Origin of the sequence: Sphingomonas sp. Root710, from assembly GCF_001429065.1 — a bacterium.
GTDB lineage: Bacteria > Pseudomonadota > Alphaproteobacteria > Sphingomonadales > Sphingomonadaceae > Rhizorhabdus.
On the sequence record NZ_LMIB01000012.1, the window covers coordinates 572,646 to 594,859 of the forward strand.

Below are 22,214 nucleotides of genomic sequence, written 5' to 3' on the forward strand. Positions count from 1 at the left end.
TGATCGCGAATCGTGTAGGGATCGGAACAAAGGAGAAACGCCATGACGTTGCGCCGGCCCTTTGACGATAGTGACGAGCTTGTCCTCCACCGCCTGTTCTTCGCGCTGATGCCGAGCGCGGAGGCGGTGGAGGAGATCGCGCGAGTGCGCGGTGGGCTGGGGGTGGCGAAGAGCCATGTACTCGATCACCGGCTGCACATGACGCTGTGGGCGCTCGACCTGCCGATGACGCCGACGCCGGGGATCATCGACGATCTCTGCGCGGCGGCGGCCAAGGTCAGCGCGCCCGCGCTGCGGCTGGTGCTGCGCGAGGCGGTCGGCAATGGGCAGGTCGCCTGCCTGAAGCCCGGCGAGCCGATGCCGGTGCTGAAGGCCTTCCAGCAGAAGCTCCAGCTCGCCATCGCCGACGCCCGCATCTGGCCCAATCGCGGCTTCCGCTTCGAACCGCATGTCACGCTCGCCTATGGCATGGACGAGGGTTTCCGCCGCGAGGTCCTGCCGATCAGCTGGCGCGCCGAGGAGTTCGTGCTGGTCCATAGCCTCGTCGGCCTGACCGAGCATGTTCCGCTCGGGCGCTGGGCGCTCGGCGCATAACACCGCTAAGGCGCGGGCAGCACCATGGCGCGACATTCGCCGAAACCGATCGGGACATAGCCGTCCGCATGCGCGTGCGCAGTCAGGATCACCTCGTCGCCGTCCTCGAGGAAGCTGCGCTGCTCGCCGGTCGGCAGCGTCAGCGGCTGCTGGCCGCCGCGCGACAGTTCGAGCAGGCTGCCGAAGCCGTCTTCGCTGGGGGCGGAGATGGTGCCGGTGCCGAGCAGGTCGCCCGGTTGCAGATTGCAGCCGTTCGACGCGTGATGGGTGACGAGCTGGGCGACGGTCCAGTACATGTTCGACGCCGGACCATGGCTGAGCCGGTACGGCGCGGCGCCCGCGTCGCGCATCTTCGCGGTGAGCAGGCCAGCCTCGAGGTTCAGCGCCAGCGCGCCCGCCTGCTGATCGGCTTCGTCCCACAGATAGGGCAGCGGCTGCGGATCGCCCTCGCTGCGTTGCGGCTGGGCGATGCGGAACGGGGCCATCGCCTCGGTGGTGATCACCCAGGGCGAGATAGTCGAATGGAAATTCTTGGCGAGGAAGGGCCCCAGCGGCTGATATTCCCAGGCTTGCAGCTCGCGCGCCGACCAGTCGTTGAGCAGGCAGAAGCCGGCGATGTGATCGGCCGCCTCGGCGATCGGTATCGCTTCGCCCAACTCATTGCCCCTGCCGATCCAGATGCCCAGCTCCAGCTCATAGTCGAGCCGCTGCGTCGGGCCGAAGACCGGAACCTCCGCATTGGGCGGCTTGCGCTGCCCCTTGGGCCGGACCAGCGGCACGCCCGATGGGCGGATCGACGACGCCCGGCCATGATAGCCGATCGGCACATATTTATAGTTGGGCAGCAACGGATTGTCCGGGCGGAACTGCCTGCCGACATTGTTCGCGTGGTGGATGCCTGCATAGAAATCGGTGTAGTCGCCGATCGCGGCTGGCAGGTGCATCATCACATCGGCGATGTCATGGAGATATGGCGCGAGCGCGGGCCGGTGGTTCTCCGCCGACAGCAACTCGGACAGCTTGCGGCGCAGCGCGAGCCGCCGCTCGGGCGCGAGCGCGAACAGCGCGTTGAGCGTCGATCCCGTCACCTCGACCGGCAACAGCCCGCTGATCGCCGACAGGTCGAGCAGCTTGTCGCCGATCGCCACCGCCGGGCGCGGCGTATCGCCCCTGATGGAGAAGATGCCATAGGGCAGGTTCTGGATCGGGAAATCGCGATGGCCGTTCGCGCCGGGCACCCAGCTGGTCAACGCCGGCTCATGGGTCTCGTCAATCACCGGCATTGCCCGCCTCCTGCTGATGCAGCCAGTCGGCATGCCGGGGCGCCTTCTTCGTCCGGCTCCACTCGTCGAGCATCAGCGGCGCAACGCGGGCCAGTTCATCATATTGCTCGGCGGTGCCGATATCGCAGGCCAGCTCGACGCGATGGCCGTTGGGGTCGAAGAAATAGATCGACCTGAAGATGCCGTGATAGGTGGGGCCGAGAACGTCGACGCCCTCCGCTTCGAGATGCGCCTTGGCGGCGAGCAACTCGTCGAGGCTGCCGACCTTGAAGGCGAGATGCTGGACCCACTCGGGGGTGTTGGCGTCGCGACCCATCTCCGGCTGGTTGGGCAGCTCGAAGAAGGCGAGGATGTTGCCGTTCCCGGCGTCGAGGAAGACGTGCATATAGGGGTCGTAGGCCCCTGTGGAGGGCACATGATCCTCGGCGAAGGCGGTGACATAGCGCATGCCGAGCATGCGTTCGTACCAGTCCACCGTCTCCCTGGCGTCGCGGCAGCGATAGGCGGCGTGGTGGATGCCGCCGAGCTTTATGGGATGCGCGCTCACCCGACCGTTTCCGGTTGCGCGGCCAGCACGCCGCGGCGGACCTGGTCGGCCTCGATCGACTTGAACAGCGCGGTGAAATTGCCCTCGCCGAAGCCTTCATCCTTCTTGCGCTGGATGAACTCGAAGAACACCGGGCCGATGACGGTCTGGCCGAAGATCTGCAGCAGCAGCCGGGGGTCGCCCTTGTCGGTCGACCCGTCGAGCAGCAGGCCCCGCGACTGCAGCTCCGCAACCGGTTCGCCATGGCCGGGCAGGCGATCGTCGATCATCTCATAATAGGTCGACGGCGGTGCGGGCGCGAAAGGCTGGCCCAGTGCCTTGAGCTTGTCCCAGGTCGCGTAGAGATCGTCGCAGGCAAAGGCGATGTGCTGGATGCCCTCGCCATTATAGGCGCGCAAATATTCCTCGATCTGGCCGCCGCCCCCGGCGCCCTCCTCGTTGAGGGGGATGCGGATCTTGCCGTCGGGCGCGGTCATCGCCTTGGAGGTGAGCCCGGTATATTCGCCCTTGATGTCGAAATAGCGAATCTCGCGGAAGCCGGCGATGCGCTCGTAAAATGCCGCCCAGTGCGCCATGCGGCCGCCATAGACATTGTGGGTCAGGTGATCGATCAGCTTGAGGCCCGCGCCCTCCGGATGGCGGTCCGCGCCGGGTTCGTAGACAAAGTCGATGTCGTAGATGGAGAGCTCGTCACCATAACGGTCGATCAGGTAGATGATCGATCCGCCGATGCCGCGGATCGCGGGCAGGCGAAGCTCCATCGGCCCGGTCTTGACCTCGACGGGCTCGGCGCCGCGCGCGATGGCCTCGGCATAGGCCTTGGCGGCGTCACGGACCCGCCAGCCCATGCCGCAGGCCGAGGGGCCATGTTCGGCGGCGAAATAGGCGGCCGGCGAGCGCGGCTCGTAATTGGCGATCAGGTTGATGTCCCCCTGCCGCCAGAGCTGCACGTCCTTGGAGCGGTGCCGCGCGATCGGCGCGAAGCCCATCGCCTCGAACACCGGCTCGAGCATGCCCTTTTCGGGCGCGGAGAACTCGACGAACTCGAAGCCGTCGAGGCCCAGGGGGTTGTCATGCGGTTCGAACTGATCGGACATTGCGGCCTCGCAGATAGTATCAATTGTCACCAATAGGGATTTGCCCCGAGTCGTGTCAAATGTTACCAACGCGCATGACGTCCAAGAGCCTCATCCTCGACGATTTCATTCCCTATCGCCTGTCGGTGACGTCGAACGTCGTGAGCGATGTGATCGCGCGCGCCTATGAAGCGCTGTTCGGCCTGTCGATTCCCGAATGGCGGGTGATTGCGGTGGTCGCGGAGAATGACGGGGTGACCCAGCAGGCGATCTGCGCGGTGACGCGGATGGACAAGGTGACGATCAGCCGCGCGGCGATCGCGCTGGTCGACCGGGGGCTGATCGCGCGTGCGCCCAACCGCGCGGACCGCCGCTCACGCCGGCTCGCGCTGACAAAGGCGGGGCAAAGGCTCTATGCCGACGTCGCGCCCAAGGCGCTGGAGTTCGAAAGCCGGATCTTCGACCATTTCCCGCCCGACGAGCTCGACCGGTTCATGACGATGCTGCGCGCGATCGAGGCCCGGGCGCTGGATGTGGGCGCGCCCTGAAGCCGAGCCGGGCTCTGGCAAAACGTCAGATTGGGTTAGACCGCTGCCTTGTCGGCCAGATGCGCATCCATCAGCGCATCGCACGTCGCCATCATCGCGGTGCAGGGCCCCTGGCTGCCGAAGATATGATGCGCGGCCATGCCGCCTTCGATGACCAACATCAGCCCGTCGGCCAGTTCCTCGGGGCGGCCAACGTCGAGTTGCCGGGTGATCGTCACGATCCGCGCACGCAGGTCGGCCTTGCAGCTTTCCAGCACGGTGCGGCCTGGATGGCCCGGCTCGGGAATTTCAACCGCGGTGTTGCTCAATGCGCAGCCACGGAAATCGGGGGATGCCACCTTGATGGCGAAATGCCGGATGATCGCCCGAATCTGATCGCGCGGCTCGCCGCCAGCCTTTTCGACGACCTGGTCGAGCGCCGCGCCGCTCTCGCGCGCCGTCTGCTCGAGGCAGGCTGCGATCAGTTCGTCCTTCGAAGCGAAGGCGCGATACAGGCTGGGCTTGGTCACACCGGCCTTGCAGACGATCTCATCGACGCCGACCGCCCGGATGCCCCGATGATAGAAAAGGTCGCGCGCAGCTTCGAACACGCGCGTCGCGGCAGTCTTCTTCTGGCCTTCGCCATCACAGCAGAGAGCAGCCTTGATAGCAGTCACAGACAGTCCAATCCTTGACGACTCGTCTTATGTAACAGATCGGTACGCTCGTTACAACAGGTGGATTCAGTCTGTACGCGCCGCCGCTATCGGGCTTTCGTCTTGCCCAACACCGGGTCGATCTTTGCGCGCAGCTCGGCATATTCCGCCGCCGGGTCGCTGTCGGCGACGATCCCCCCGCCCGCGCGGGCGATCAGCCGGCTGGGGGTGACAGCGATCGAGCGGATCACGATCATGCTGTCCATCGTCCCGTCGCTGCCCAACGCGAACACGATGCCGAAAAACGGGCCCCGCCCCGACTCCTCGATCTCGTCGATGATCTCGACCGCGCGGCGCTTAGGCGCGCCGGTGATCGATCCGCCGGGGAAGGTCGCGGCCAACAAGTCTATCGCGTCGCGCCCCGGGCGCAGCCGCGCGTGCACCGCCGAGACGAGATGCCAGACCGACGCGAAGCCCTCCAGTCCCGCGACCTGCGACACCGTGACGCTGCCCTCCTCGGCGACGATCGACAGATCGTTGCGGAGCAGATCGCAGATCATCAGATTTTCGGCGCGATCCTTGGCCGAAGCCGCGAGCCGCTCGCCATTGCGGCGGTCCTCGCCGGGATCCGCGGCGCGGGGCGCGGTTCCCTTGATCGGCCGGGTTTCGACCACTCCGTCGGCATCGCATTGCACGAAGCGTTCGGGCGAGGCGCTCAGCAACGCGCTGCCCTGTCCCAGGTCGAGATAGGCGGCGAAGGGGGCCGGCGTCCGGTCGCGCAGCGCCAGATAAGCCGCTGGGGGCGAAAAGTCGGGGGGCCGCGGCGCGACGAAACGGGTGCTGATGTTCGCCTGATAAATGTCCCCCGCGCGCAGATAGCCGAGCACCGCGGCGATCATCCGGTCGTGCCGGTCGGGGCTGGTCTCTTCGGTCCAGTGCAGCGCGGGTTGGCCACGCAGCGGCGGCGTGGCCCGCGACAGCAACCGGTCCAGCCGCGCCTCGGCGCTTAGCCCGTCGCGGGGGCGGGCGAAACCCCAGGCGCGGCGGGCGGCATGATCGAAGCCCAGGACGAGGTCATAGCGGCGGACGATCAGCGCGGGCAGTTCGGGGTCGGCAGGATGCCGGCTCTCCACGCCCAGCGCGCTGGGGCCGAGATCATAGGACAGCAGCCCGATCAGCCCCCCGGTGAAGGGCAGCGGCCCCGATGCCGTGCCGGGACGGTGCAGCTCGCGCATTATGGCGAGCGCGTCGTCCATCGTTCCGGCCGCGAGCCGCACCTCGGCAGCCGGATCGACCGCGATATAGGATGCGGTCGAGCGAGGATCGCCCGGCGCGGCGCTGTCGAGGAAGGCAATGCCGGGCTCGTCGGACAGCCGCGCGAACAGTTCGGCGGTGTCGACCCAGGGCAGATCCCGAATCAGCAGCGCGTCGCCGCTCATTTCGCGTGCGCCTTGGTCCACAGGTGACGCGCGAGCATCAGCGGCGGCATCCGCATCGCATGCGAGCGGACATAGAAGCCGAGGCGGTTGATCGGCCGGATCGGCCGTCCCCAGCCGTCGCGTGCGAGCAGCCGGCGGATGAACAGCGCGTCGCGCATATGGTCATAGCCCGCCAGCCGCGGCTCGACCGGGGTCGCGAAGATCCGGTCGGCGAGCCGCAGCGCGAGCCCGACCGGCGCGCGCATGTCGTGAAGGTCGGCGCGGTCGCGAAGCTTCGTCCAGAAGTCGGGCGAGGCAGAGAACAGCCGCAGCAGCCGGTCGATATCCCACAGGTTGCGCAGGCCCCCCGCCATGTCGCCGTCGGCGAGCAGATGGGTCACCGCATGGACGATCATATCGGCAGGGCTCAATATGCGCAGGCCCGGCGCGATTTCGACGCTGTCGGCGATCAACGCCGCGGCGTCGGGCCTGCGCCGCGCGGTCAGCGGCAGGATCGTGTGGTGGACATCGATCATGCTGCCACGATCCTTGTGCACCAGCGGCGGCAGTTCGTGCATCCAGCGGCGGTAATAGGCCTGGTCATAGTCGCCCGTCTTGACCCATTCGAAGCCGCTGTCCAGCAGCGCGCCCTCGACGTCGTCCAACCGGTCGCGCGGCACCAATATGTCGAGATCGCCGATCAGCCGCCCGACCCCCGCGGGCAAGCCGGCGAAGGCGAAGGCGCTGCCCTTCAGCAGGATCGGCTCGATGCCGGCCGGCGCGAGCGCGCGACGCGCCATCTCGACTTCCCACAGCGCCTGCGTGCGATCGAAGGCCGCCTGCGCGCGGGCGTCCTCCAACGCGCGCGCCACCGGGTCGGGCAGCGGCAAGTCGGCGAGACGATAGGCCAGGCTGCCATCAAGCCGCTCGGCGCGGGCGATAGACAGCAGGCTGGCCCAGTCGCCTGGTCCAAAGGTCAGCACCGACACGGGATCGGCAAGCGCGACCGCCAGGGCGCCTGCATCCTTCATATCCCGACTTCCGCGCAGAACTGCTCGACGATCGCCATCCCGCTCCGGCTGTCAGGATAGGCGAAACGCGCGGCGGGGATATGTTCGACAAGGCGCAGCATCGCCCCGAACCCGGTCTGTCCCAGCATCGCATAGTTGGTCGAGCCTTCGGTCAAGCGCGCGAATAGCTCGGATTTGTTGACCCCTTCGGTGACAGGCTCGAAGCCGAAGGAGGGAAACAGGATCAGCGCAGGCCGCGCGGGCTCGTCCATCCGGGCGATCGCGCATTCGTTCGGGCGGAGATGGCACAGCGCGCCCTTGGGGGTGTCGTTCAGCCGGGGGCCGAAGCGGGCGGAATCGGGAATCCACCGCTCCATCTCCGCAATCGCGCTGTTCTTCAGGCTGATCGCGCGGGGGAAGGGCAGGATCATGCCGCTCGCCATGTCGATCATCACCAGCTCGTCGGCCAGCAGCCGCCAGCCATTCTCACCGAGCAGCGCCGCAAGCGTCGATTTTCCCGACCCGCTGTCGCCCGGCATGATCACTGCCCGGCCGCCACGCTCGACCGCCGAAGCATGGATCAGCAGATGACGACGCTCGCCCAGCGCGACCTGCATGTTCATCGCCATTTCGAGCGCGAGCAGGCCATGGCGCAGCGCCATCGGCACGGTGTCGGGCAATGTGTGATCGCCGCCAAGCTCAACCTGCGGCCTTATCCAGCGCCGCCATGGCCGCGCCGGGCCGATCCGCGCCGTCACCGTGGCGATGCTCTCCTCGGGCCCCGGATAGCCGCTATAGAGACGGCGCAGTGCCGCGATCGGGCCCCGCCATGCCGATCCGACCCGATAGGAGATCGCGCCGATCCTGACCGAGAAGCCGTGCATCACCCTGCCTGCGCGAGCCCGCTGGCGATCAGTTCACCCAGTCGCGCCTCGACCACGACAAGCGCCTCGTCGTCATGCGGCAGATCGAACCGCTCGCACAATGTCCGGCACAGCAGCGGCGCGCTCATCGGGGTTTCCGCCAGCAGTTCGAGCATTTCGGGCATCGGGCTGGCAAGAAAATGCGTGGTGCTGGAGGGGCGGTGAAATACGAGCGTCAGCCCGTCGAGCATGTGCGTCCGACAATGATTGGGAAAGTCGGTTCGATAGGTTGGCCTGGTCACCGTTCGATCATCGTCTGACGCTGGAGCGGGTCCTAGAAACGGTTGGGACTCTGCAATGAAGCATAACAGGTGAAGCCAGGTTTTCCGGATACGATCTTCTTGTTGATATAGTTCAGATAGGCCGTCGTCTGGTCAGAGGACGAGGTGCCCGGGATTCTGGTGCCATATTTGATCGCGTTCTTTACGTCTTCGCCGGCGAGCGGCTGACTGGGGGGGGCCCAGCTGTTGGCGGTATTGGCCTTGACGACAGAGCCGTCCTTCTTGATCCATTTGCCGGCATCGGCGGCCAACGGAATGCTGATGTTGCACGTCATAACCGAAGCGACGGCTGCCTGCGCGATGCCCGGGCGAATCGTGACGACGGCCGCAGCACCCAATGCGCTGATACGCAACATGCCGCGCCGGTCATGAGACGTACCTGACTGCACTGCAGAGCCGCCCTCGGGTTTTTCGTCCTCATTACGCATAACCATCCCCCAACACGCCCATGGGCCATCGTTATCCTATCGCCATTCGGCGGTCGAGGCGAGGGCCAGAATAGGTAACTGACCGAAACGAGCGCCGGGCTTTTATGTCCGAAAGATTTCACAATATGATTATAAGGGAGACGGATGAAGCATGATCCTCTGCCACTTCCAGGCCAGGATGCCGCGATGACCGGCCGCTCGATAGCGCGTACGCTGCTCGGTTTCGTGCTCGTAGCCGGCGCGTCGTGGGCCGTGGGGTCGCCGATGTCTGCGGCGGTGGCCGCCGGGGTCGTCGCCGCCGTTATGATCGGGCTGATCGCCGGTTCTGACGAGCCTGCGGCGGTTGCGGTCCCCGCCCCGGCCGACGACGCGCCCGATCGCACGGCGGAGGTGATCGACGCGGTCGACGACGCGGTGCTGATCATCGATCGCCAACGCATCACCCATGCCAATGCAGCGGCACGCAAGCTGTTCGGCGCAGAGAAGATCGAAGGGGATTTCAGGCTGGCGCTGCGCCATCCGGTCGCCGCCGACCTGATCGCTTCGGACGAGGAGACGGCCACGCCGGTGGAGATAGCGGGTCTTGGCGAGCCCGACCGCCGCTGGGCGATGAGCGTGCGGCGAATCGAGGGCGGAGCCCGTCTGGTCACGCTGCGCGACCGCACCGACAGCTGGGTCGCCGAACGGATGCGGGTCGATTTCGTCGCCAATGCCAGCCATGAGCTGCGCACCCCCCTCGCCACCATCCTGGGCTTTATCGAGACGCTGAGCGATGGCGGCGCGGGCGACGATCCCGCCATCCGCGCCCGCTTCCTCGGCATCATGATGGGTGAGGCCAAGCGGATGCAGCAGCTGGTCGACGACCTCATCTCGCTGTCGCGGATCGAGGCGGATCGCTTCGCCGTGCCCCAGGCGCAGCTGGCGCTGGGCCCGGTTGTCGAGGAAGTCGTCGGCGTGATCCGCTCGGGCATGGACAAGGATGGCGGTCGCATCCAGGTGGAAGCAGCCCCGGTGCCGCAAATCCGCGCCGATCGCGTCCAGATCGGCCAGTTGCTCCACAACCTGATCGGAAACGCGGTCAAATATGGACGGCCCGACACGCCGATCCGCGTCGTGCTGAAGCCGATCGATGGCAAGGTTGTGCTGCGCGTCGTCGATCAGGGCGAGGGCGTTGCGCCCGAACATCTTCCACGCCTGACCGAGCGCTTCTACCGCGTCGATCCGGGCCGCAGCCGTTCGGTCGGGGGCACCGGCCTCGGCCTTGCGATCGTCAAACATATCGCCGAAAGGCACCGCGCGCTGCTGGATATCGCCTCGCGGGTCGGCGAAGGGACTGCGGTGACTGTCACATTTCCCGCAGCGGAAGCGGATCTATTGTCATCATAGTGCAACATCCGGCTCACATAGGCGGCGTCAGCATCGGCGCCGGCATCTGGCCCGAAGGAAAGCGAGACCATGGCAACGGGACATACGGTTAAGGCGTTCGACGAGGATCTGGGCCAGCTTCGCGCACTGATCTCCGAAATGGGCGGCAGGGCCGAAGCGGCGATTACCGGCGCGATCGAGGCGCTGGTCAATCGCGATATCGAATCGGCGGCGACGATCGTCGAAGGCGACCGCAAGATCGACGAGCTCGAGGCCGAGATCGAGCGCCAGGTCGTCCGCCTGATCGCGCTGCGCGCGCCGATGGCCGACGATCTCCGCGAGGTCCTCGCCGCGCTGAAAATCGCGGGCGTGGTCGAGCGGATGGGCGACTATGCCAAGAATATCGCCAAGCGCACCGCGCTGGTCCAGGACGTGCGCGGCATGGAAGCCATGTCGGTGCTCCCCGCGATGGGCAAGGTCGCGACCGAGATGGTCCGCAACGTGCTCGACGCCTTCGTGCTGCGCGACGCCGAGGCGGCGGTCGCGGTCTCGGCCCGCGACAAGGCGGTCGACGATTTCTACAACAGCCTGTTTCGCACGCTGCTGACCCACATGATGGAAAACCCGCAGAACATCACCGCGTCGACGCACCTGCTGTTCATCGCGAAGAATATCGAACGGATCGGCGACCACGCGACCAACGTCGCCGAGATGGTCTATTTTGCCGCCACCGGCCGCCAGATGGCCGAGCGCGCCAAGGGGGAGGATCCCCTGACGAGCGGTGACGCCTGATGGCGCGTGCCAGGGTCCTCCTGGTCGAGGATGACGCCGCGCTGGCCGAACTGGTCAGCTGGCATCTCGAGCGCGAGGATTTCGAAGTCGAGCGCACCGGCGACGGCGAAGAGGCGATCCTCCTTGCCCGCGAGACGCCGCCCGACCTCGTCCTGCTCGACTGGATGATCGAAGGCGTTTCGGGGATCGAAGTGTGCCGTCGCCTGCGCCGCCTGCCCGACACCGCCAACGTGCCGATCATCATGCTCACCGCACGCGGCGAGGAAGAGGATCGCGTGCGCGGCCTGGAAACCGGCGCCGACGATTATGTCACCAAGCCGTTCAGCCCGCGCGAGTTGCTCGCACGCGTCGGCGCGGTACTCCGCCGGGTTCGCCCCGGGCTCGCCGGCGAACGGCTCGCCTATGCCGATATCGAGATGGACACCGCCAGCCATCGCGTGCGGCGCGGGGGCAGTCCCGTGATGCTCGGGCCGACCGAGTTCCGCTTGCTCAAGCATTTCCTCGAGCATCCCGGCCGCGTCTTCTCGCGCGAACGGCTGCTCGATTCGGTCTGGGGCCGCGACAGCGATATCGAGCCGCGCACCGTGGACGTCCATATCCGCAGGCTGCGCAAGGCGATCAACATCGCCGATGCCCCCGACGTGATCCGCACCGTCCGCTCGGCGGGCTATGCTCTCGACAGCGAAGGCGCGCTTTAGCAAATATCGCTGAGCAGGTGTATTGCAAATATAATACAGCTATGGTACTTCCGCATATGAACGGAGAGGCCCATGTATAGTGAAAGCGACATCGACGGCGCGGTCGAGGCCGGAGCGCTGAGCCCCGAAGCGGCGGCGTCCTTCCGGGCGCATGTCGCCGCAGTGCGGACCGCGCCCGCCGTCGACGAGGAAAGTTTCCGGCTGCTGACCGGCTTCAACGACATATTCGTCTCGATCGCCGCGGTGCTGATGCTCGTAGCTATGGGCTGGCTGGGCAACAGCGTCCGGCTGTTCGCGCCAGAACATGGGCCGTCGCCGCTGATCGGTTTCGCGATTGCGGGCACAGCCTGGGGCCTCGCCGAATATTTCACCCGCACGCGGCGCATGGCACTGCCGAGCATCCTGCTGTTGCTGGCCTTTGCCGGCGGCCTGTTCGGCGGCTTCGGCGCGCTGTTCGCCTGGATGCTCGATGCGACCGACACAGAATTCGGCGACGGCCGGGTCGTTGCCGTCACGCTGGCGATCGCCGCGGCGCTGACCGCGGGCGGGGTGTGGCTGCACTGGCGGCGTTTCCGGGTGCCGATCACCGTGGCGGCGGGCGCCGCAACCGTGGCGGGGCTGTCGCTATCGCTGCTCGTCGCGGCGGCGCCGTCGCTCAGCAAGCATCTCCTGCCGTTACTGCTAGTGGCGGGGATCGGGGTCTTCGCGCTGGCGATGTGGTGGGATATGGGCGATCGGACGCGCACCACGCGCCGGTCGGACGTTGCCTTCTGGCTGCATCTGCTCGCCGCGCCGATGCTCGTCCACCCGATCTTCGCGATGATGGGCATGCTTCAGGGAACTGCGGCGCCCGCCCAGGCGACGATCGTCATCCTGCTCTATGTGGCGCTGGGCATCGTCGCGCTGGCGATCGACCGCCGCGCGCTGATGGTTTCGGCGCTCGTCTATGTGCTCTACGCGTTGTCGAGCCTGATCGAATCGAGTGGTGCGGTGGACCTGTCCTTCGGCCTGACCGCGCTGATCATCGGATCGGCCCTGCTGCTGCTCTCGGCTTTCTGGACCGCGGCACGGCGTTTCGTGGTCGGCTATCTGCCCGGCGATGTGGCCGCGCGCTTGCCGGTCGTCGATCGGGTAGCGCTGGCCTGACCGCCAGCGGTATCGAGAAGTTACTCCCCCACCAGCTTCATCAGCCGGCGTTCGACGGGGGCCAGCACCGGCCCCAGTTCCGCGCCGCGCTTGAGCACCGAGCCGCCTTCACCGATCAGCGCCCACATGCCCTGCCGGTTGCGTAGCGCGGGACGTTTCTCGATGCGATATTCGGGGCGCTCGGCGGCGCGACGAAAGGCTGCGAAACAAGCCGCATCACGATCGAAATCGATCGCATAGTCGCGCCACAGCCCCGCCGCGACCATCCGGCCGTACAGGTCGAGAATGCGGGTGAGTTCAAGACGTTCGAAGCCGATCTGCAACGGCTTGCCGGGAAATTGCGCGATCGTGCCCATCAGGCGGATTCGCGGTCCTCTGCGATCTTCTTCGCCTCGGCGATGGCGGGGATCTTGCGCAGCGCCGCGTCGCGCTCGTCGATCAGCATGCCGATCCGGCCGCGCAGCGTCTCCAGCTCGCAGCGCAATATTTCAAGCTGCTGGGTCTGGGGGTCGAAGCGCTCGCTGCACGGCGTGCCATACGGCACGAATCCCTTCTGATATTCCTTGGCGTCGACCAGCATCGGCTTGGCGGGGATGCCGACCACGACCTGGCCTTCGACGACGTCGCGGGTCACGACCGCATTCGCGCCGACCCGGGCGCGCGGGCCGATGGTGATCGGGCCGAGGATCGCCGCGCCCAGGCTGATGATCGCGCCGTCGCCGATCGTCGGATGGCGTTTACCCGCCTGGCCGTTGGTCGGATTGGTGCCGCCCAGGGTCGCGCCCTGATAGATGGTCACGTCGTCGCCGATCACCGCGGTCTCGCCGATCACGACGAAGCCATGGTCGATGAAGAAGTTGCGGCCGATCTGCGCACCGGGGTGGATGTCGATCGCGGTGATCATCCGCGAGAAGTGATTGACGAAGCGCGCGAGGAAATAGAGTTCGGCCTGGAAGAGCCAATGCGCAATGCGGTGAAGCCCCAGCGCGAGCACACCCGGATAGAGCAATATTTCCCAGCGCGACCGCGGCGCGGGATCGCGCGCCTTGATCGAGTCGAGATAGGAGATCAGTCCGTCGAACATCGGTCTTCCTTCTGGGCCCACTCCAGCGGGAAAGCCCAATATAGTCGCGGGAGCCGTTCCTGCAAAGATGTTCCTGAGCGGTACGTCATAAGCTGTGCTTGTTACATAAGGAAAATCTCTTCGTTCTCCGCGTGCCGACGGCGCGGTCGAACCGGCAGGCGCGGATGTTTCAGCGGCCAAAGGCCTCTAGGCCGGGCGCCGACGGACACGGGGGCTTATCGACGTGCGATTCCCGCGCTAGAGCTTGCCCAGATGCTGACGCTGCCGAACATCCTCACCCTCTCGCGCATCCTCGCGGTGCCGATCCTGGTCTTCCTGCTCTGGCCGGCGCCCGAGCCAAGCCGATTTGATTATGCGATGGCGTGGGGGCTCTACGCCCTCATGGCGATTACCGATTATTTCGACGGCTATCTGGCTCGCGCACAGGGAACGGTGTCGAAGCTCGGCGTCTTCCTCGATCCGATCGCCGACAAGATCATGATCGCTGCGGTGATCCTGATGCTGGTCTTCACCGGCGATGTCGCGGGCTATGCGACGATCGCCGCGCTGATCATCCTGCTGCGCGAGATCGCGGTGTCGGGCCTGCGCGAATTCCTGGCAGGGATTCAGGTGTCGCTGCCGGTCAGCCAGCTCGCCAAGTGGAAGACGACCTTCCAGATCATATCGTTGGGCGCGATCATCCTTGGCAACGCCCTGCCCGACTGGGGATGGATCGAGCAGGTCGGCCTGTTCAGCCTGTGGGCGGCGGCTGTACTGACGCTGATCACCGGATGGGACTATCTCCGCGTCGGCATCCGGCACATGGACTGAGCAGCGGGCGATGCCGATCGAGATCCTCTATTTCGCCGGGATACGCGAGGCAATCGGGCTGAGCGCCGAGACTGTCTCCCCGCCCGCTGATGTCGTCACCATCGCCGACCTGGTCGGTTGGCTCGCGGCGCGCGGCGGCGGCCATGCCGAGGCTTTTGCGGACCGGGCCCGCATCCGCGCCGCGATCGGCAGCGACTTTGCCGATCCCGGCACGCCGATCGCCGGCGCGCGTGAGATTGCCCTGTTTCCGCCGGTGACCGGCGGATGATCGCCGATATCCGCGTCACCGTGGACGCCGCCGATATCGACATCGGCGCCGAACTCGCCCGGCTTGAGGCGCTGGGCGGCGGCGGGGTCGCCAGCTTCACCGGGGTTGTGCGTGGCGGCGGCGGGCTGACTGCGCTCGAACTCGAACATCATCCCGGCATCACCCTGGCGATGATGACCCGCATCGCCGAGGAGGCAGCCGCACGCTGGCCGCTGCTCGGGATGACAGCGATCCATCGCTATGGCCGGCTCGCCCCCGGCGACCGGATCGTGCTGGTCGCCGCCGCGTCGCCGCACCGCGCCGCCGCGCTGGAGGCGACCGCCTTTCTAATCGACTGGCTCAAGACCCGTGCGCCCTTCTGGAAGAAGGAGCATTTCGCCGACGGTTCGAGCCGATGGGTGGAGGCGCGCGCCGCCGACGACGAAGCCGCCGCGCGCTGGAGCACGAAGGCGTGAGCGCCGAGGAGCTTCCCGAACTGCTGCTGGCAGTGGCCCACGGCGACCGCGCCGCCTTCGCGCGCTTCTACCAGCGGACCTCCGCAAAACTTTTCGGTGTCGTCCTGCGTATCTTGCCCGAAAGGTCGTTGGCGGAAGACGCGATGCAGGATGCTTATGCGAAGATCTGGCGGAACGCGGCGGGCTATGACCCCCGGCGCGGGAGCCCGATCACCTGGGCCGCGACGATCGCCCGCAACGTCGCGATCGACCTGCGCCGCCGCGAACATCCGGGCGGCCGCCAGCGCGACGACGACTTCGATTTCGATGCGATGAGCGATCCCGCCGCGGGCGCATCGGCCGAAGAGATGGCGGCGCTGCGCGCCTGCCTCGACCGGCTCGACCCCGATCAGCGCGCGCTGATCCTCGCCGCCTATCTCAACGGAGAGAGCCGCGAGGAACTCGCCGAGCGGCTCGGCCATCCGACCGGCACGATCAAGAGCTGGCTGCACCGCGGCCTCGCCCGGTTGAAGGGCTGTCTCGATGGCTGACGACATCGACATGCTCGCCGGCGAATATGTGCTCGGCACGCTCGACGATGCCGAGCGCCGCGCCTTTCAGCGGCGGCTGCTCACCGATCCGGTGGCGGTCGCCGCGGTGGCGATGTGGCAGGAGCGGCTGTCGCCGTTGCTGCTGGCCGTCCCCGAAGTCACCCCACCCACCGGGCTCTGGCCGAAGATCGAGGCACGCAGCGCCCCCGCCAACGACAATCGTATCCGCCGCTGGCAGATCGCGACCGCCGCCGCGGCGCTGGTCGCACTGGTCACGTCGGGACTCGCGCTGCGGCCGTTGCCGAAACCGGCACCGCAGCCGATCGTGACGCAACAGCCGCTGTTCCAGTCGGTTGCTGCCTTGAGCGAAAGCGGCGGCGCGCCGGCGCTGCTCGTCACTTATGACCAGGCGACCAAGACGATGAAGGTGACCCCGGTGAACGTCGCGCCACGCCCCGGCCACAGCATGGAATTGTGGGTGATCGCCGGCAAAGCCGCTCCGAAATCGATCGGACTGATGCGCGAGGACGGCGCGACCGCGCTCGACCGGATGGCGCTCGACATCAAGCAACAAATGACGATCGCGGTATCGGTCGAACCCAAAGGCGGATCGCCGACCGGGCTGCCGACCGGGCCGGTGGTCTATTCGGGGCAGATGATCACCCTGCCGACGAGTTAGACCCGCAATGCGGATCGCGGCGATCTCGGACATCCACGGCAACCTCGCCGCGCTCGACGCGGTGCTGGCGGATATTGCCCGGCGCGGAATAGACTTCACCGTCAATCTCGGCGACATTATCTCCGGACCGCTCCAACCCACCGAGACCGCCGATCGGCTGATGGCGCTCGACCTGCCGACGATCCGCGGCAACCATGAGCGGCAGCTGCTGACCACGGCGCCAGCGATGATGGGCGCGTCCGACGCCTATGCCGACCAACACCTGTCCGATCGGCATCGCGCGTGGCTTAAGACCATGCCGATCAGCTTGCGGATCGGGGACGACGTGCTGCTATGCCACGGCACGCCGAAGAGCGACCTGAACTATTATCTCGACCATGTCGACGAAAGCGGCAGCCGCGCTGCAACGGCGGAAGAGATCGAGGCCCGGACCGGCGGCGAGACGGCGGCGCTGATCCTGTGCGGGCACACCCATCTTCCACGCGTCCACCGCCGGCCGGGCGGCGGGCTGATCGTCAATCCTGGATCCGTGGGCCTGCCCGCTTATGCGGACAACCATCCCTGGCCGCACGTGATGGAGGCCGGAAGCCCGCACGCCCGCTATGCGATCGCCGAACGCGGCGCGGATGGGCGATGGTCGTCGGAGATGATCAGCGTGGATTATGGTTGGGAGACGGCGGCGCGGCTGGCCGATGAACGGGGCAGACCCGACTGGGCGGTGGCGCTCAGGACGGGGCGGATGTCCTGAGCGTTCAGCATAGTCATTCGGCCTCCCGCAGCGCATCCGCGAGCAGCTTGAATTCCTTCTCGCGGGGGCTGCCCCGCCGCCAGGCCAGCGCGATCCGGCGCGAGGGGTGGTCGGCGTCGAGCGGCTTGGCGACGACATGGGTGTTGTCGAGGATGCCCGCGTCGAGCGCCATCGCCGGAAGCAGCGTCACCCCCAGGCCGTTGTCGACCATCTGCACCAGCGTGTGGAGCGAGGTGCCGAGCATCGCCGCCTCGGCGCGCAGTTCGGGGCGGTTGCACGCGGCAAGGACGTGATCCTTCAGGCAATGGCCGTCTTCGAGCAGCAGCAGCCGGGATTCATCGATCTCATTGGCGCTGATGCCCCGCGCCGGGCCATCCATCTCGCCCTCCGGAAAGGCGATGAACAATTTGTCGAGGAACAGGTCGACCGATTCGATATCGCCGCAATGATAGGGTAGCGCGAGCAGCACGCAGTCGAGATGGCCGCGATGGAGCGAGTCGCAGGCGGCGCTGGTCGTCTCCTCGCGCAGATAGAGCTTCAGGTCGGGCCACGCCGCACGGAGCTTCGGCAATATGCGCGGGAGCAGGAAGGGCGCGATCGTCGGGATGACCCCCATGCGCAAGTCGCCCGACAGCGGCTTGCCCGCCGCGCGGGCGAGATCGCCGAGTTCCTCCGCCTCGCGCAGCACCCGCTGCGCCTTCTCCGCGATGCGCAGCCCGAGCGGGGTGAAGCGGACGACACGGCGGGTGCGCTCGACCAGGGTGATGCCGATCAGCGACTCGAGCTCGCGCAGGCCTGCCGAGAGGGTCGACTGAGTGACGAAACAGGCCTCGGCGGCGCGCCCGAAATGACCATGGTCCTTCAGCGCGACGAGATATTGGAGCTGCTTCAGGGTCGGAAGATAGGTGGCCATTCATCGCCTCACTCGATCATTGGTCGAGGAATAATCAATTGGAACGCTCATAGCCAGCCTGCCAATAACCTCTCTCCGAATTTCGACTCTCATATGGAGACCCCATCATGGCCCTTACCGTTGGCGACAAGTTCCCCGAGTTCGTCCTCCCCGTTCAGCAAGGCGTGTCCGCGCTGCCGGCTGGCGAAACGATCGACACCGGCGACACCCAGGGCAAGTGGAAGGTCGTATTCTTCTGGCCGAAGGACTTCACCTTCATCTGCCCGACCGAGATCATCGGCTATGGCGAGCTGCAGAAGGATTTCGCCGATCGCGACGCGGTGCTGATCGGCGCGTCGACCGACACCGATTTCGTCCACTTCGCATGGCGCAAGTCGGACGAGCGCCTGGCAAACTGCGACTTCCCCTGGATCGCCGATAACCAGAAGAAGCTCGCCGACGCTTTGGGCATCGTCGATAAGGATGCCGGTGTCGCCTATCGCGCCACCTACATCGTCGATCCGCACAATGTGATCCAGCACGTCACCGTCAACGGCCTGAACCAGGGCCGCAACCCCGCCGAGGCGATCCGCGTGCTTGACGCGCTGCAGACCGACGAGCTGTGCCCGTGCAACTGGAAGGCCGGTGACGAGGTCCTCAAGCCCGCTGCCTGATCCCCTTTTCAGGTAGCCAGTCGGGCCGCCCCCCGCGCGCCCGGCGAATGGGCGCGGAGATCACCCGACCTCCGCGCCCTTTTTCTTTCGCCCGATCATGAATGGAGCCCATCCGATGTCGCTCAAGGAATTTTCCGACGCGCTGCCCGATTACGCCAAGGACATCCGCCTGAACCTCGGATCGCTGCTCGGCGACCAGACTCTCGGCGACCAGCGCAAATATGGCCTGCTGCTCGCTTGCGCCCATGGCAGCGGCTACAAGCCGATCGTCGATGCCGCCGAAGCCGAATGCACGCCGCATCTGAGCGCGGAGGCCGCCAACGCGGCCCGCGCCGCCGCCGCGGTGATGGCGATGAACAATGTCTATTACCGCTTCGTCCACCTCGCCTCGAACAAGGAATATGGCCAGATGCCCGCCAAGCTGCGGATGAACGTCATCGGCTCGCCGGGAATCGAGAAGGTCGACTTCGAACTGTTCAGCCTCGCGGTCTCCGCGATGAATGGCTGCGGCCTGTGCATCGACAGCCATGAGAAGGTGCTGCGCCAGCACAATATCGGCGCGGACATCATCCAGGCGGCGGCGCGCGTCGGGGCGGTGATCAAGGCCGCCGCCACCGTCCACGCAACGGCGGTCTGAACCGCTCGGTTCCTCCCCATGTGTGCATGGGGAGGAACCGTCTAGAAGAAGAGCTTCCGAAACTCGATCCGGATGACCCGTCCCGCGGGGTCGAGATAGCCCGGCTGATAGCGCAGCGGGGTCGCGCCGGTGGCGTCGCGGACCCTCTGGTGACTGTCGAACAGATTGTCGACGCGCAGCGAGACGCGCGCGCCCTGCGCCCAACTCGAATCGATCAGGGCCGGGATCTGGGCGAGCTGGACGAAGATGCGCGCATTGACCTTGGCATAGGGCGAGAAACGCAGATTGCCCGCCGCGCTCCCCGCGCTGCCGTTGACCGTGGTGCCGCTGCGCCAGTTGCCGGTGAGGCGGCCGCCGATGCCGTTATTGGCATAGGTGAATTGCGCCTCCAGCTCATGCTCCGCCGTGCCGCCGCTCGATCCCAGCGTATCCCCCTTGAGCAGGTCGAGAACCGGCAGGCCCTGGCGGATCAGCACCTCGTCCCTGAAATGCCAGGTGTGGAACAGCGAGAATTGCAGGCGGCCACCCTGCCCGGCCCCGCCACGGCCGCCGAAACCACCGAAGCCGCCGCCCGGTCTTCCACCCCCGCCTCCACCGCCGCGGGCACCCGCCTGCGTGCCCTGCCCGGCGGCTTCGCGGGCGGCCTGCGCGGCGGCGCGGCGCTCCATGGCCTCTTTCGCGCGGCGGCTGTTGCGCATCGCCTCGATCAGCTTTTCGGAGGTCTTGAGCTTGTGGCTGAAGGTGATGCCCCATCGCAGTTCGCTACTCGATTGCCGCTCGAAATTGATCGGGCGCGCATCGATCTGGAGGAGGTTGCCGTCATCGTCGCGGGTGAAACGATCGGGGAAGGCGGCCTCGATCGCCGCCGTCGCCTCGGGAAAACCGGCGACCGCATTGCGCAATCGGCTGTGAATGTAGTTTGCGGTCAGCGTGACGTCTGCCTTGAACGGCTTGGCGGTGAGGCCGAGCTTCACCACCCGGCGGCGATCGGCATCGAGCAGCGGGTTGCCACCGCTGATCTGGCTGATGTCGACCGTCGTCCCCCGAACATAATCATAGATGCGGACGAACGGCGTCGAAACGGTCGGGTTGCCGAGCTGCTGGACGGTCGGCGGGGTGCGATCCTCATTCACCGAGGCGATCAGGCTCAGCCCCGCCAGCGGCTTCCAGTTCGCGCCATAGCCCCAGCCGCCCAGGGTGCCGAAATCCGAATAGCGGTCGACCGCCGCATTGAGGTTGAGCGACAGGTCGCCGATCGCCGCCAGGACATTGTTGCGCTTGCTGGTGAGAGGGATGTCGAAGCTCAGCTTGCCGTTGAGATCGGTACGCGACGGATCGCTCGCGGTGGTGACGCCCGCACGGGTCGAGCGGGTATCGAGCGCGAAGGCGTCGAACCCGCCCTTGAAGGTCGCGCTGAGCGGCCCGGCGGGAAGCTGGGCCAGCGGTCCCGTCGCGACGAGATCGACACCGCCGCTGTTAGAGGTCGATTTCGCGCGATCGACCTGTGTCACGCCCGGCAACGGCGCGAGTAGCGGCGCGAACAGGTCGACCGCAGGATCCCCCGCATCCAGCCCCGCTTGCAGGTCGGACACATAGGCGCCTCGGACAGCGTCTGTGCGGGTGCGGGTAACGCTGCGGTCGAAGCTGCCGGTGAGTGAGGTACGCCATGTGCCGACGTCCTTGTCGAGCGTGACGCCGAGATGGCCGGTCACCCCCTCGACATCCTGCGCGAGCGGGCTTGTTCCGAGATAGCGTGTGAGCCGCGTATCGTCCGGAAAGGGCGAAGTGGGGTTGGAGGCGGGCAGGGTCAGCCGCGCGCCGGGTAAGCCGCGAAGCGAATCGCTGTCGGTGACGTCGAGGGTGGCGTTCACCGTCGCGCCGACGGTGCCGAAGATGGTGCGCGCATAAACGCTGTTGATCCCCAGCGTCTTCGTCGCGGGCCGGATCGTCCGGTAGCGGCCGAGCGCGGTGCTGTCGTCGATCGGATTGCCCGCGCTGTCGACGGCCACCCCGCCGGTGCGCGAACGCAGCTTGCGGTCGGCTTCGCTCAGCGACGCAAGCCGTTCATATTCGATGTTCAGGTTGAGCCGCCGGTCGCGCTGGATACGGAGCAGGTTTGCCTCGACCTCCCCCTGTTTTCCGCCGCCCTGGGTGGTCGCCCCGCCTTCCACCTCGCCCACGATCGAGTGGAAGCGGCGGCGCAGAACGATGTTAACGACACGCTGATTGGCGCTGTAGCCATATTTGAGCGCGGCTTCTTCGGGCAGGATGTCGACCCGCTCGATCGCTTCGGACGGAATGTCGCGGATTTCGGCGAATCCCGAGATGCGGCGGCCATTGAGCAAGGTCACCGGCTGTTCGCCGCGTCCCCGATCACTGCGTGTTTGGGGTGCCAGTTCCTCCAGCAGTTCGGCAACCGAGCTGACACCCAGCGCGCGAATATCGCCGCTGTTATACTGTAGCTCGGGCGCGATGTCGCCAATCACTGCGCCGCGCTGGCGCTGCCCGGTGACGGTGATGATGCCGGCTTCGTCGAGCTCGGCATCGTCCTGCGTGGTCTGGGCCATATCGGCGGACTGAGCGAACGCAGGCGAACCACCCGACAGCCCGACGAGCAATACCGCAACGCTTCCGCCCGACAAACCACTCAACCGCACCAAACTACTCCCGTCCGAATCGACATCCGAGCGCTC

General features: G+C 66.5%; 27 protein-coding genes. 14 read left to right on the plus strand and 13 right to left on the minus strand.

The window, feature by feature from the left end; translation table 11 throughout:
• Nucleotides 1-42 precede the first annotated feature (42 nt).
• Complete coding sequence (locus ASE00_RS12630) at nucleotides 43-594, plus strand: 2'-5' RNA ligase family protein (RefSeq protein WP_056380725.1); 552 nt, start codon at nucleotides 43-45, stop codon at nucleotides 592-594.
• Nucleotides 595-599: 5 nt separating this feature from the next.
• On the opposite strand, the gene fahA is transcribed toward ASE00_RS12630, so the two are convergent.
• Genes fahA through hppD form a run of 3 tightly spaced genes read right to left on the minus strand, consistent with a single transcriptional unit; the run spans nucleotide 600 to nucleotide 3,521 of the window.
• Entirely contained in the window at nucleotides 600-1,877 is a 1,278-nt protein-coding gene (gene fahA, locus ASE00_RS12635; RefSeq protein WP_056380727.1) for a fumarylacetoacetase, read from the minus strand.
• Nucleotides 1,864-2,424: a VOC family protein gene (locus tag ASE00_RS12640; RefSeq protein WP_056380729.1), complete on the minus strand. Its 561-nt coding sequence runs from the start codon at nucleotides 2,422-2,424 to the stop codon at nucleotides 1,864-1,866. The genes fahA and ASE00_RS12640 overlap by 14 nt, the downstream gene beginning before the upstream one ends.
• The gene (hppD, locus tag ASE00_RS12645) at nucleotides 2,421-3,521 is read right to left on the minus strand and encodes a 4-hydroxyphenylpyruvate dioxygenase (protein ID WP_056380730.1); all 1,101 of its coding nucleotides are present in this window, start codon (nucleotides 3,519-3,521) and stop codon (nucleotides 2,421-2,423) included. Before hppD ends, ASE00_RS12640 begins: the two co-directional genes overlap by 4 nt.
• 74 nt (nucleotides 3,522-3,595) lie before the next feature.
• Here hppD and ASE00_RS12650 point away from each other — a divergent pair, with 74 nt between their 5' ends.
• The gene (locus ASE00_RS12650) at nucleotides 3,596-4,048 is read left to right on the plus strand and encodes a MarR family winged helix-turn-helix transcriptional regulator (protein ID WP_056380732.1); all 453 of its coding nucleotides are present in this window, start codon (nucleotides 3,596-3,598) and stop codon (nucleotides 4,046-4,048) included.
• Between the two features lie 35 nt (nucleotides 4,049-4,083).
• Here ASE00_RS12650 and ASE00_RS12655 read toward each other — a convergent pair whose 3' ends face one another.
• The 6 genes from ASE00_RS12655 to ASE00_RS12680 all read right to left on the minus strand — a co-directional run bounded on the left by ASE00_RS12655 (nucleotide 4,084) and on the right by ASE00_RS12680 (nucleotide 8,743).
• Nucleotides 4,084-4,704: a TetR/AcrR family transcriptional regulator gene (locus ASE00_RS12655; RefSeq protein WP_235538653.1), complete on the minus strand. Its 621-nt coding sequence runs from the start codon at nucleotides 4,702-4,704 to the stop codon at nucleotides 4,084-4,086.
• Nucleotides 4,705-4,790: 86 nt separating this feature from the next.
• Nucleotides 4,791-6,122 (minus strand): anthranilate synthase component I family protein, encoded by a 1,332-nt coding sequence (locus ASE00_RS12660; protein WP_056381646.1) that lies wholly within the window; start codon nucleotides 6,120-6,122, stop codon nucleotides 4,791-4,793.
• Entirely contained in the window at nucleotides 6,119-7,132 is a 1,014-nt protein-coding gene (locus ASE00_RS12665; protein ID WP_056380733.1) for a nucleotidyltransferase family protein, read from the minus strand. The genes ASE00_RS12660 and ASE00_RS12665 overlap by 4 nt, the downstream gene beginning before the upstream one ends.
• Complete coding sequence (locus tag ASE00_RS12670) at nucleotides 7,129-7,995, minus strand: HprK-related kinase A (RefSeq protein ID WP_156405408.1); 867 nt, start codon at nucleotides 7,993-7,995, stop codon at nucleotides 7,129-7,131. Before ASE00_RS12670 ends, ASE00_RS12665 begins: the two co-directional genes overlap by 4 nt.
• Nucleotides 7,995-8,225, minus strand: a complete 231-nt coding sequence (locus ASE00_RS12675; protein WP_235538654.1) for an HPr-rel-A system PqqD family peptide chaperone — start codon at nucleotides 8,223-8,225, stop codon at nucleotides 7,995-7,997. Before ASE00_RS12675 ends, ASE00_RS12670 begins: the two co-directional genes overlap by 1 nt.
• Before the next feature lie 83 nt (nucleotides 8,226-8,308).
• Nucleotides 8,309-8,743: a hypothetical protein gene (locus tag ASE00_RS12680; protein ID WP_235538655.1), complete on the minus strand. Its 435-nt coding sequence runs from the start codon at nucleotides 8,741-8,743 to the stop codon at nucleotides 8,309-8,311.
• 144 nt (nucleotides 8,744-8,887) lie between these two features.
• Between ASE00_RS12680 and ASE00_RS12685 the strand changes: the two genes are divergently transcribed.
• The 4 genes from ASE00_RS12685 (at nucleotide 8,888) to ASE00_RS12700 (ending at nucleotide 12,744) form a co-directional block, all read left to right on the plus strand.
• Nucleotides 8,888-10,129 (plus strand): ATP-binding protein, encoded by a 1,242-nt coding sequence (locus tag ASE00_RS12685; RefSeq protein WP_056380741.1) that lies wholly within the window; start codon nucleotides 8,888-8,890, stop codon nucleotides 10,127-10,129.
• Between the two features lie 69 nt (nucleotides 10,130-10,198).
• Nucleotides 10,199-10,900 (plus strand): phosphate signaling complex protein PhoU, encoded by a 702-nt coding sequence (phoU, locus tag ASE00_RS12690; RefSeq protein ID WP_056380743.1) that lies wholly within the window; start codon nucleotides 10,199-10,201, stop codon nucleotides 10,898-10,900.
• Complete coding sequence (phoB, locus tag ASE00_RS12695) at nucleotides 10,900-11,598, plus strand: phosphate regulon transcriptional regulator PhoB (RefSeq protein WP_056380746.1); 699 nt, start codon at nucleotides 10,900-10,902, stop codon at nucleotides 11,596-11,598. Before phoU ends, phoB begins: the two co-directional genes overlap by 1 nt.
• Nucleotides 11,599-11,670: 72 nt before the next feature.
• Entirely contained in the window at nucleotides 11,671-12,744 is a 1,074-nt protein-coding gene (locus tag ASE00_RS12700; protein ID WP_056380747.1) for a hypothetical protein, read from the plus strand.
• A 20-nt stretch (nucleotides 12,745-12,764) separates the two neighbouring features.
• On the opposite strand, the gene ASE00_RS12705 is transcribed toward ASE00_RS12700, so the two are convergent.
• Nucleotides 12,765-13,100, minus strand: a complete 336-nt coding sequence (locus tag ASE00_RS12705) for a DUF2794 domain-containing protein (protein WP_056380750.1) — start codon at nucleotides 13,098-13,100, stop codon at nucleotides 12,765-12,767.
• A complete protein-coding gene (gene epsC / locus ASE00_RS12710; protein WP_056380752.1) occupies nucleotides 13,100-13,828 on the minus strand; it encodes a serine O-acetyltransferase EpsC in 729 nt (242 codons plus the stop codon). Before epsC ends, ASE00_RS12705 begins: the two co-directional genes overlap by 1 nt.
• Before the next feature lie 252 nt (nucleotides 13,829-14,080).
• Between epsC and pgsA the strand changes: the two genes are divergently transcribed.
• From pgsA to ASE00_RS12740, 6 genes are read left to right on the plus strand one after another with little or no spacing between them, the layout of a single operon-like run.
• The gene (gene pgsA / locus ASE00_RS12715; protein ID WP_056380754.1) at nucleotides 14,081-14,638 is read left to right on the plus strand and encodes a CDP-diacylglycerol--glycerol-3-phosphate 3-phosphatidyltransferase; all 558 of its coding nucleotides are present in this window, start codon (nucleotides 14,081-14,083) and stop codon (nucleotides 14,636-14,638) included.
• Between the two features lie 10 nt (nucleotides 14,639-14,648).
• Complete coding sequence (gene moaD / locus ASE00_RS12720; RefSeq protein WP_056380756.1) at nucleotides 14,649-14,906, plus strand: molybdopterin converting factor subunit 1; 258 nt, start codon at nucleotides 14,649-14,651, stop codon at nucleotides 14,904-14,906.
• On the plus strand, nucleotides 14,903-15,361 hold the full coding sequence (locus ASE00_RS12725) for a molybdenum cofactor biosynthesis protein MoaE (RefSeq protein ID WP_056380758.1): 459 nt from the start codon (nucleotides 14,903-14,905) through the stop codon (nucleotides 15,359-15,361). Before moaD ends, ASE00_RS12725 begins: the two co-directional genes overlap by 4 nt.
• A complete protein-coding gene (locus ASE00_RS12730; RefSeq protein ID WP_056381649.1) occupies nucleotides 15,358-15,891 on the plus strand; it encodes a sigma-70 family RNA polymerase sigma factor in 534 nt (177 codons plus the stop codon). Before ASE00_RS12725 ends, ASE00_RS12730 begins: the two co-directional genes overlap by 4 nt.
• Nucleotides 15,884-16,570: an anti-sigma factor domain-containing protein gene (locus tag ASE00_RS12735; protein ID WP_056380760.1), complete on the plus strand. Its 687-nt coding sequence runs from the start codon at nucleotides 15,884-15,886 to the stop codon at nucleotides 16,568-16,570. The genes ASE00_RS12730 and ASE00_RS12735 overlap by 8 nt, the downstream gene beginning before the upstream one ends.
• Nucleotides 16,571-16,577: 7 nt before the next feature.
• On the plus strand, nucleotides 16,578-17,318 hold the full coding sequence (locus ASE00_RS12740) for a metallophosphoesterase family protein (protein ID WP_056380763.1): 741 nt from the start codon (nucleotides 16,578-16,580) through the stop codon (nucleotides 17,316-17,318).
• Nucleotides 17,319-17,331: 13 nt separating this feature from the next.
• Here the strand turns inward: ASE00_RS12740 and ASE00_RS12745 are convergent, their stop codons facing one another.
• Entirely contained in the window at nucleotides 17,332-18,231 is a 900-nt protein-coding gene (locus ASE00_RS12745; RefSeq protein WP_056380765.1) for a LysR substrate-binding domain-containing protein, read from the minus strand.
• A 107-nt stretch (nucleotides 18,232-18,338) separates the two neighbouring features.
• On the opposite strand from ASE00_RS12745, the gene ASE00_RS12750 reads away from it, so the two are divergent.
• Complete coding sequence (locus ASE00_RS12750) at nucleotides 18,339-18,884, plus strand: peroxiredoxin (protein ID WP_056380767.1); 546 nt, start codon at nucleotides 18,339-18,341, stop codon at nucleotides 18,882-18,884.
• A 115-nt stretch (nucleotides 18,885-18,999) separates the two neighbouring features.
• Nucleotides 19,000-19,521, plus strand: coding sequence for a carboxymuconolactone decarboxylase family protein (locus ASE00_RS12755; RefSeq protein ID WP_056381651.1), 522 nt, complete (start codon nucleotides 19,000-19,002; stop codon nucleotides 19,519-19,521).
• Nucleotides 19,522-19,562: 41 nt separating this feature from the next.
• Here the strand turns inward: ASE00_RS12755 and ASE00_RS12760 are convergent, their stop codons facing one another.
• Nucleotides 19,563-22,178, minus strand: coding sequence for a TonB-dependent receptor plug domain-containing protein (locus ASE00_RS12760; protein WP_056381653.1), 2,616 nt, complete (start codon nucleotides 22,176-22,178; stop codon nucleotides 19,563-19,565).
• Nucleotides 22,179-22,214: the final 36 nt, after the last annotated feature.

What these genes read in the sequence shown, in the direction of transcription:
- ASE00_RS12750 (WP_056380767.1), top strand. Translation starts at nt 18,339, where the DNA reads ATGGCCCTTACCGTTGGCGACAAGTTCCCCGAGTTCGTCCTCCCCGTT.
- ASE00_RS12745 (WP_056380765.1), bottom strand. Translation starts at nt 18,231, where the DNA reads ATGGCCACCTATCTTCCGACCCTGAAGCAGCTCCAATATCTCGTCGCG.
- phoB (WP_056380746.1), top strand. Translation starts at nt 10,900, where the DNA reads ATGGCGCGTGCCAGGGTCCTCCTGGTCGAGGATGACGCCGCGCTGGCC.
- moaD (WP_056380756.1), top strand. Translation starts at nt 14,649, where the DNA reads ATGCCGATCGAGATCCTCTATTTCGCCGGGATACGCGAGGCAATCGGG.
- ASE00_RS12630 (WP_056380725.1), top strand. Translation starts at nt 43, where the DNA reads ATGACGTTGCGCCGGCCCTTTGACGATAGTGACGAGCTTGTCCTCCAC.
- ASE00_RS12680 (WP_235538655.1), bottom strand. Translation starts at nt 8,743, where the DNA reads ATGCGTAATGAGGACGAAAAACCCGAGGGCGGCTCTGCAGTGCAGTCA.
- ASE00_RS12735 (WP_056380760.1), top strand. Translation starts at nt 15,884, where the DNA reads ATGGCTGACGACATCGACATGCTCGCCGGCGAATATGTGCTCGGCACG.
- epsC (WP_056380752.1), bottom strand. Translation starts at nt 13,828, where the DNA reads ATGTTCGACGGACTGATCTCCTATCTCGACTCGATCAAGGCGCGCGAT.
- fahA (WP_056380727.1), bottom strand. Translation starts at nt 1,877, where the DNA reads ATGCCGGTGATTGACGAGACCCATGAGCCGGCGTTGACCAGCTGGGTG.
- ASE00_RS12705 (WP_056380750.1), bottom strand. Translation starts at nt 13,100, where the DNA reads ATGGGCACGATCGCGCAATTTCCCGGCAAGCCGTTGCAGATCGGCTTC.
- ASE00_RS12675 (WP_235538654.1), bottom strand. Translation starts at nt 8,225, where the DNA reads ATGCTCGACGGGCTGACGCTCGTATTTCACCGCCCCTCCAGCACCACG.
- ASE00_RS12665 (WP_056380733.1), bottom strand. Translation starts at nt 7,132, where the DNA reads ATGAAGGATGCAGGCGCCCTGGCGGTCGCGCTTGCCGATCCCGTGTCG.
- ASE00_RS12740 (WP_056380763.1), top strand. Translation starts at nt 16,578, where the DNA reads ATGCGGATCGCGGCGATCTCGGACATCCACGGCAACCTCGCCGCGCTC.
- ASE00_RS12660 (WP_056381646.1), bottom strand. Translation starts at nt 6,122, where the DNA reads ATGAGCGGCGACGCGCTGCTGATTCGGGATCTGCCCTGGGTCGACACC.
- hppD (WP_056380730.1), bottom strand. Translation starts at nt 3,521, where the DNA reads ATGTCCGATCAGTTCGAACCGCATGACAACCCCCTGGGCCTCGACGGC.
- pgsA (WP_056380754.1), top strand. Translation starts at nt 14,081, where the DNA reads ATGCTGACGCTGCCGAACATCCTCACCCTCTCGCGCATCCTCGCGGTG.
- ASE00_RS12670 (WP_156405408.1), bottom strand. Translation starts at nt 7,995, where the DNA reads ATGCACGGCTTCTCGGTCAGGATCGGCGCGATCTCCTATCGGGTCGGA.
- ASE00_RS12755 (WP_056381651.1), top strand. Translation starts at nt 19,000, where the DNA reads ATGTCGCTCAAGGAATTTTCCGACGCGCTGCCCGATTACGCCAAGGAC.
- ASE00_RS12700 (WP_056380747.1), top strand. Translation starts at nt 11,671, where the DNA reads ATGTATAGTGAAAGCGACATCGACGGCGCGGTCGAGGCCGGAGCGCTG.
- ASE00_RS12685 (WP_056380741.1), top strand. Translation starts at nt 8,888, where the DNA reads ATGAAGCATGATCCTCTGCCACTTCCAGGCCAGGATGCCGCGATGACC.
- phoU (WP_056380743.1), top strand. Translation starts at nt 10,199, where the DNA reads ATGGCAACGGGACATACGGTTAAGGCGTTCGACGAGGATCTGGGCCAG.
- ASE00_RS12650 (WP_056380732.1), top strand. Translation starts at nt 3,596, where the DNA reads ATGACGTCCAAGAGCCTCATCCTCGACGATTTCATTCCCTATCGCCTG.
- ASE00_RS12725 (WP_056380758.1), top strand. Translation starts at nt 14,903, where the DNA reads ATGATCGCCGATATCCGCGTCACCGTGGACGCCGCCGATATCGACATC.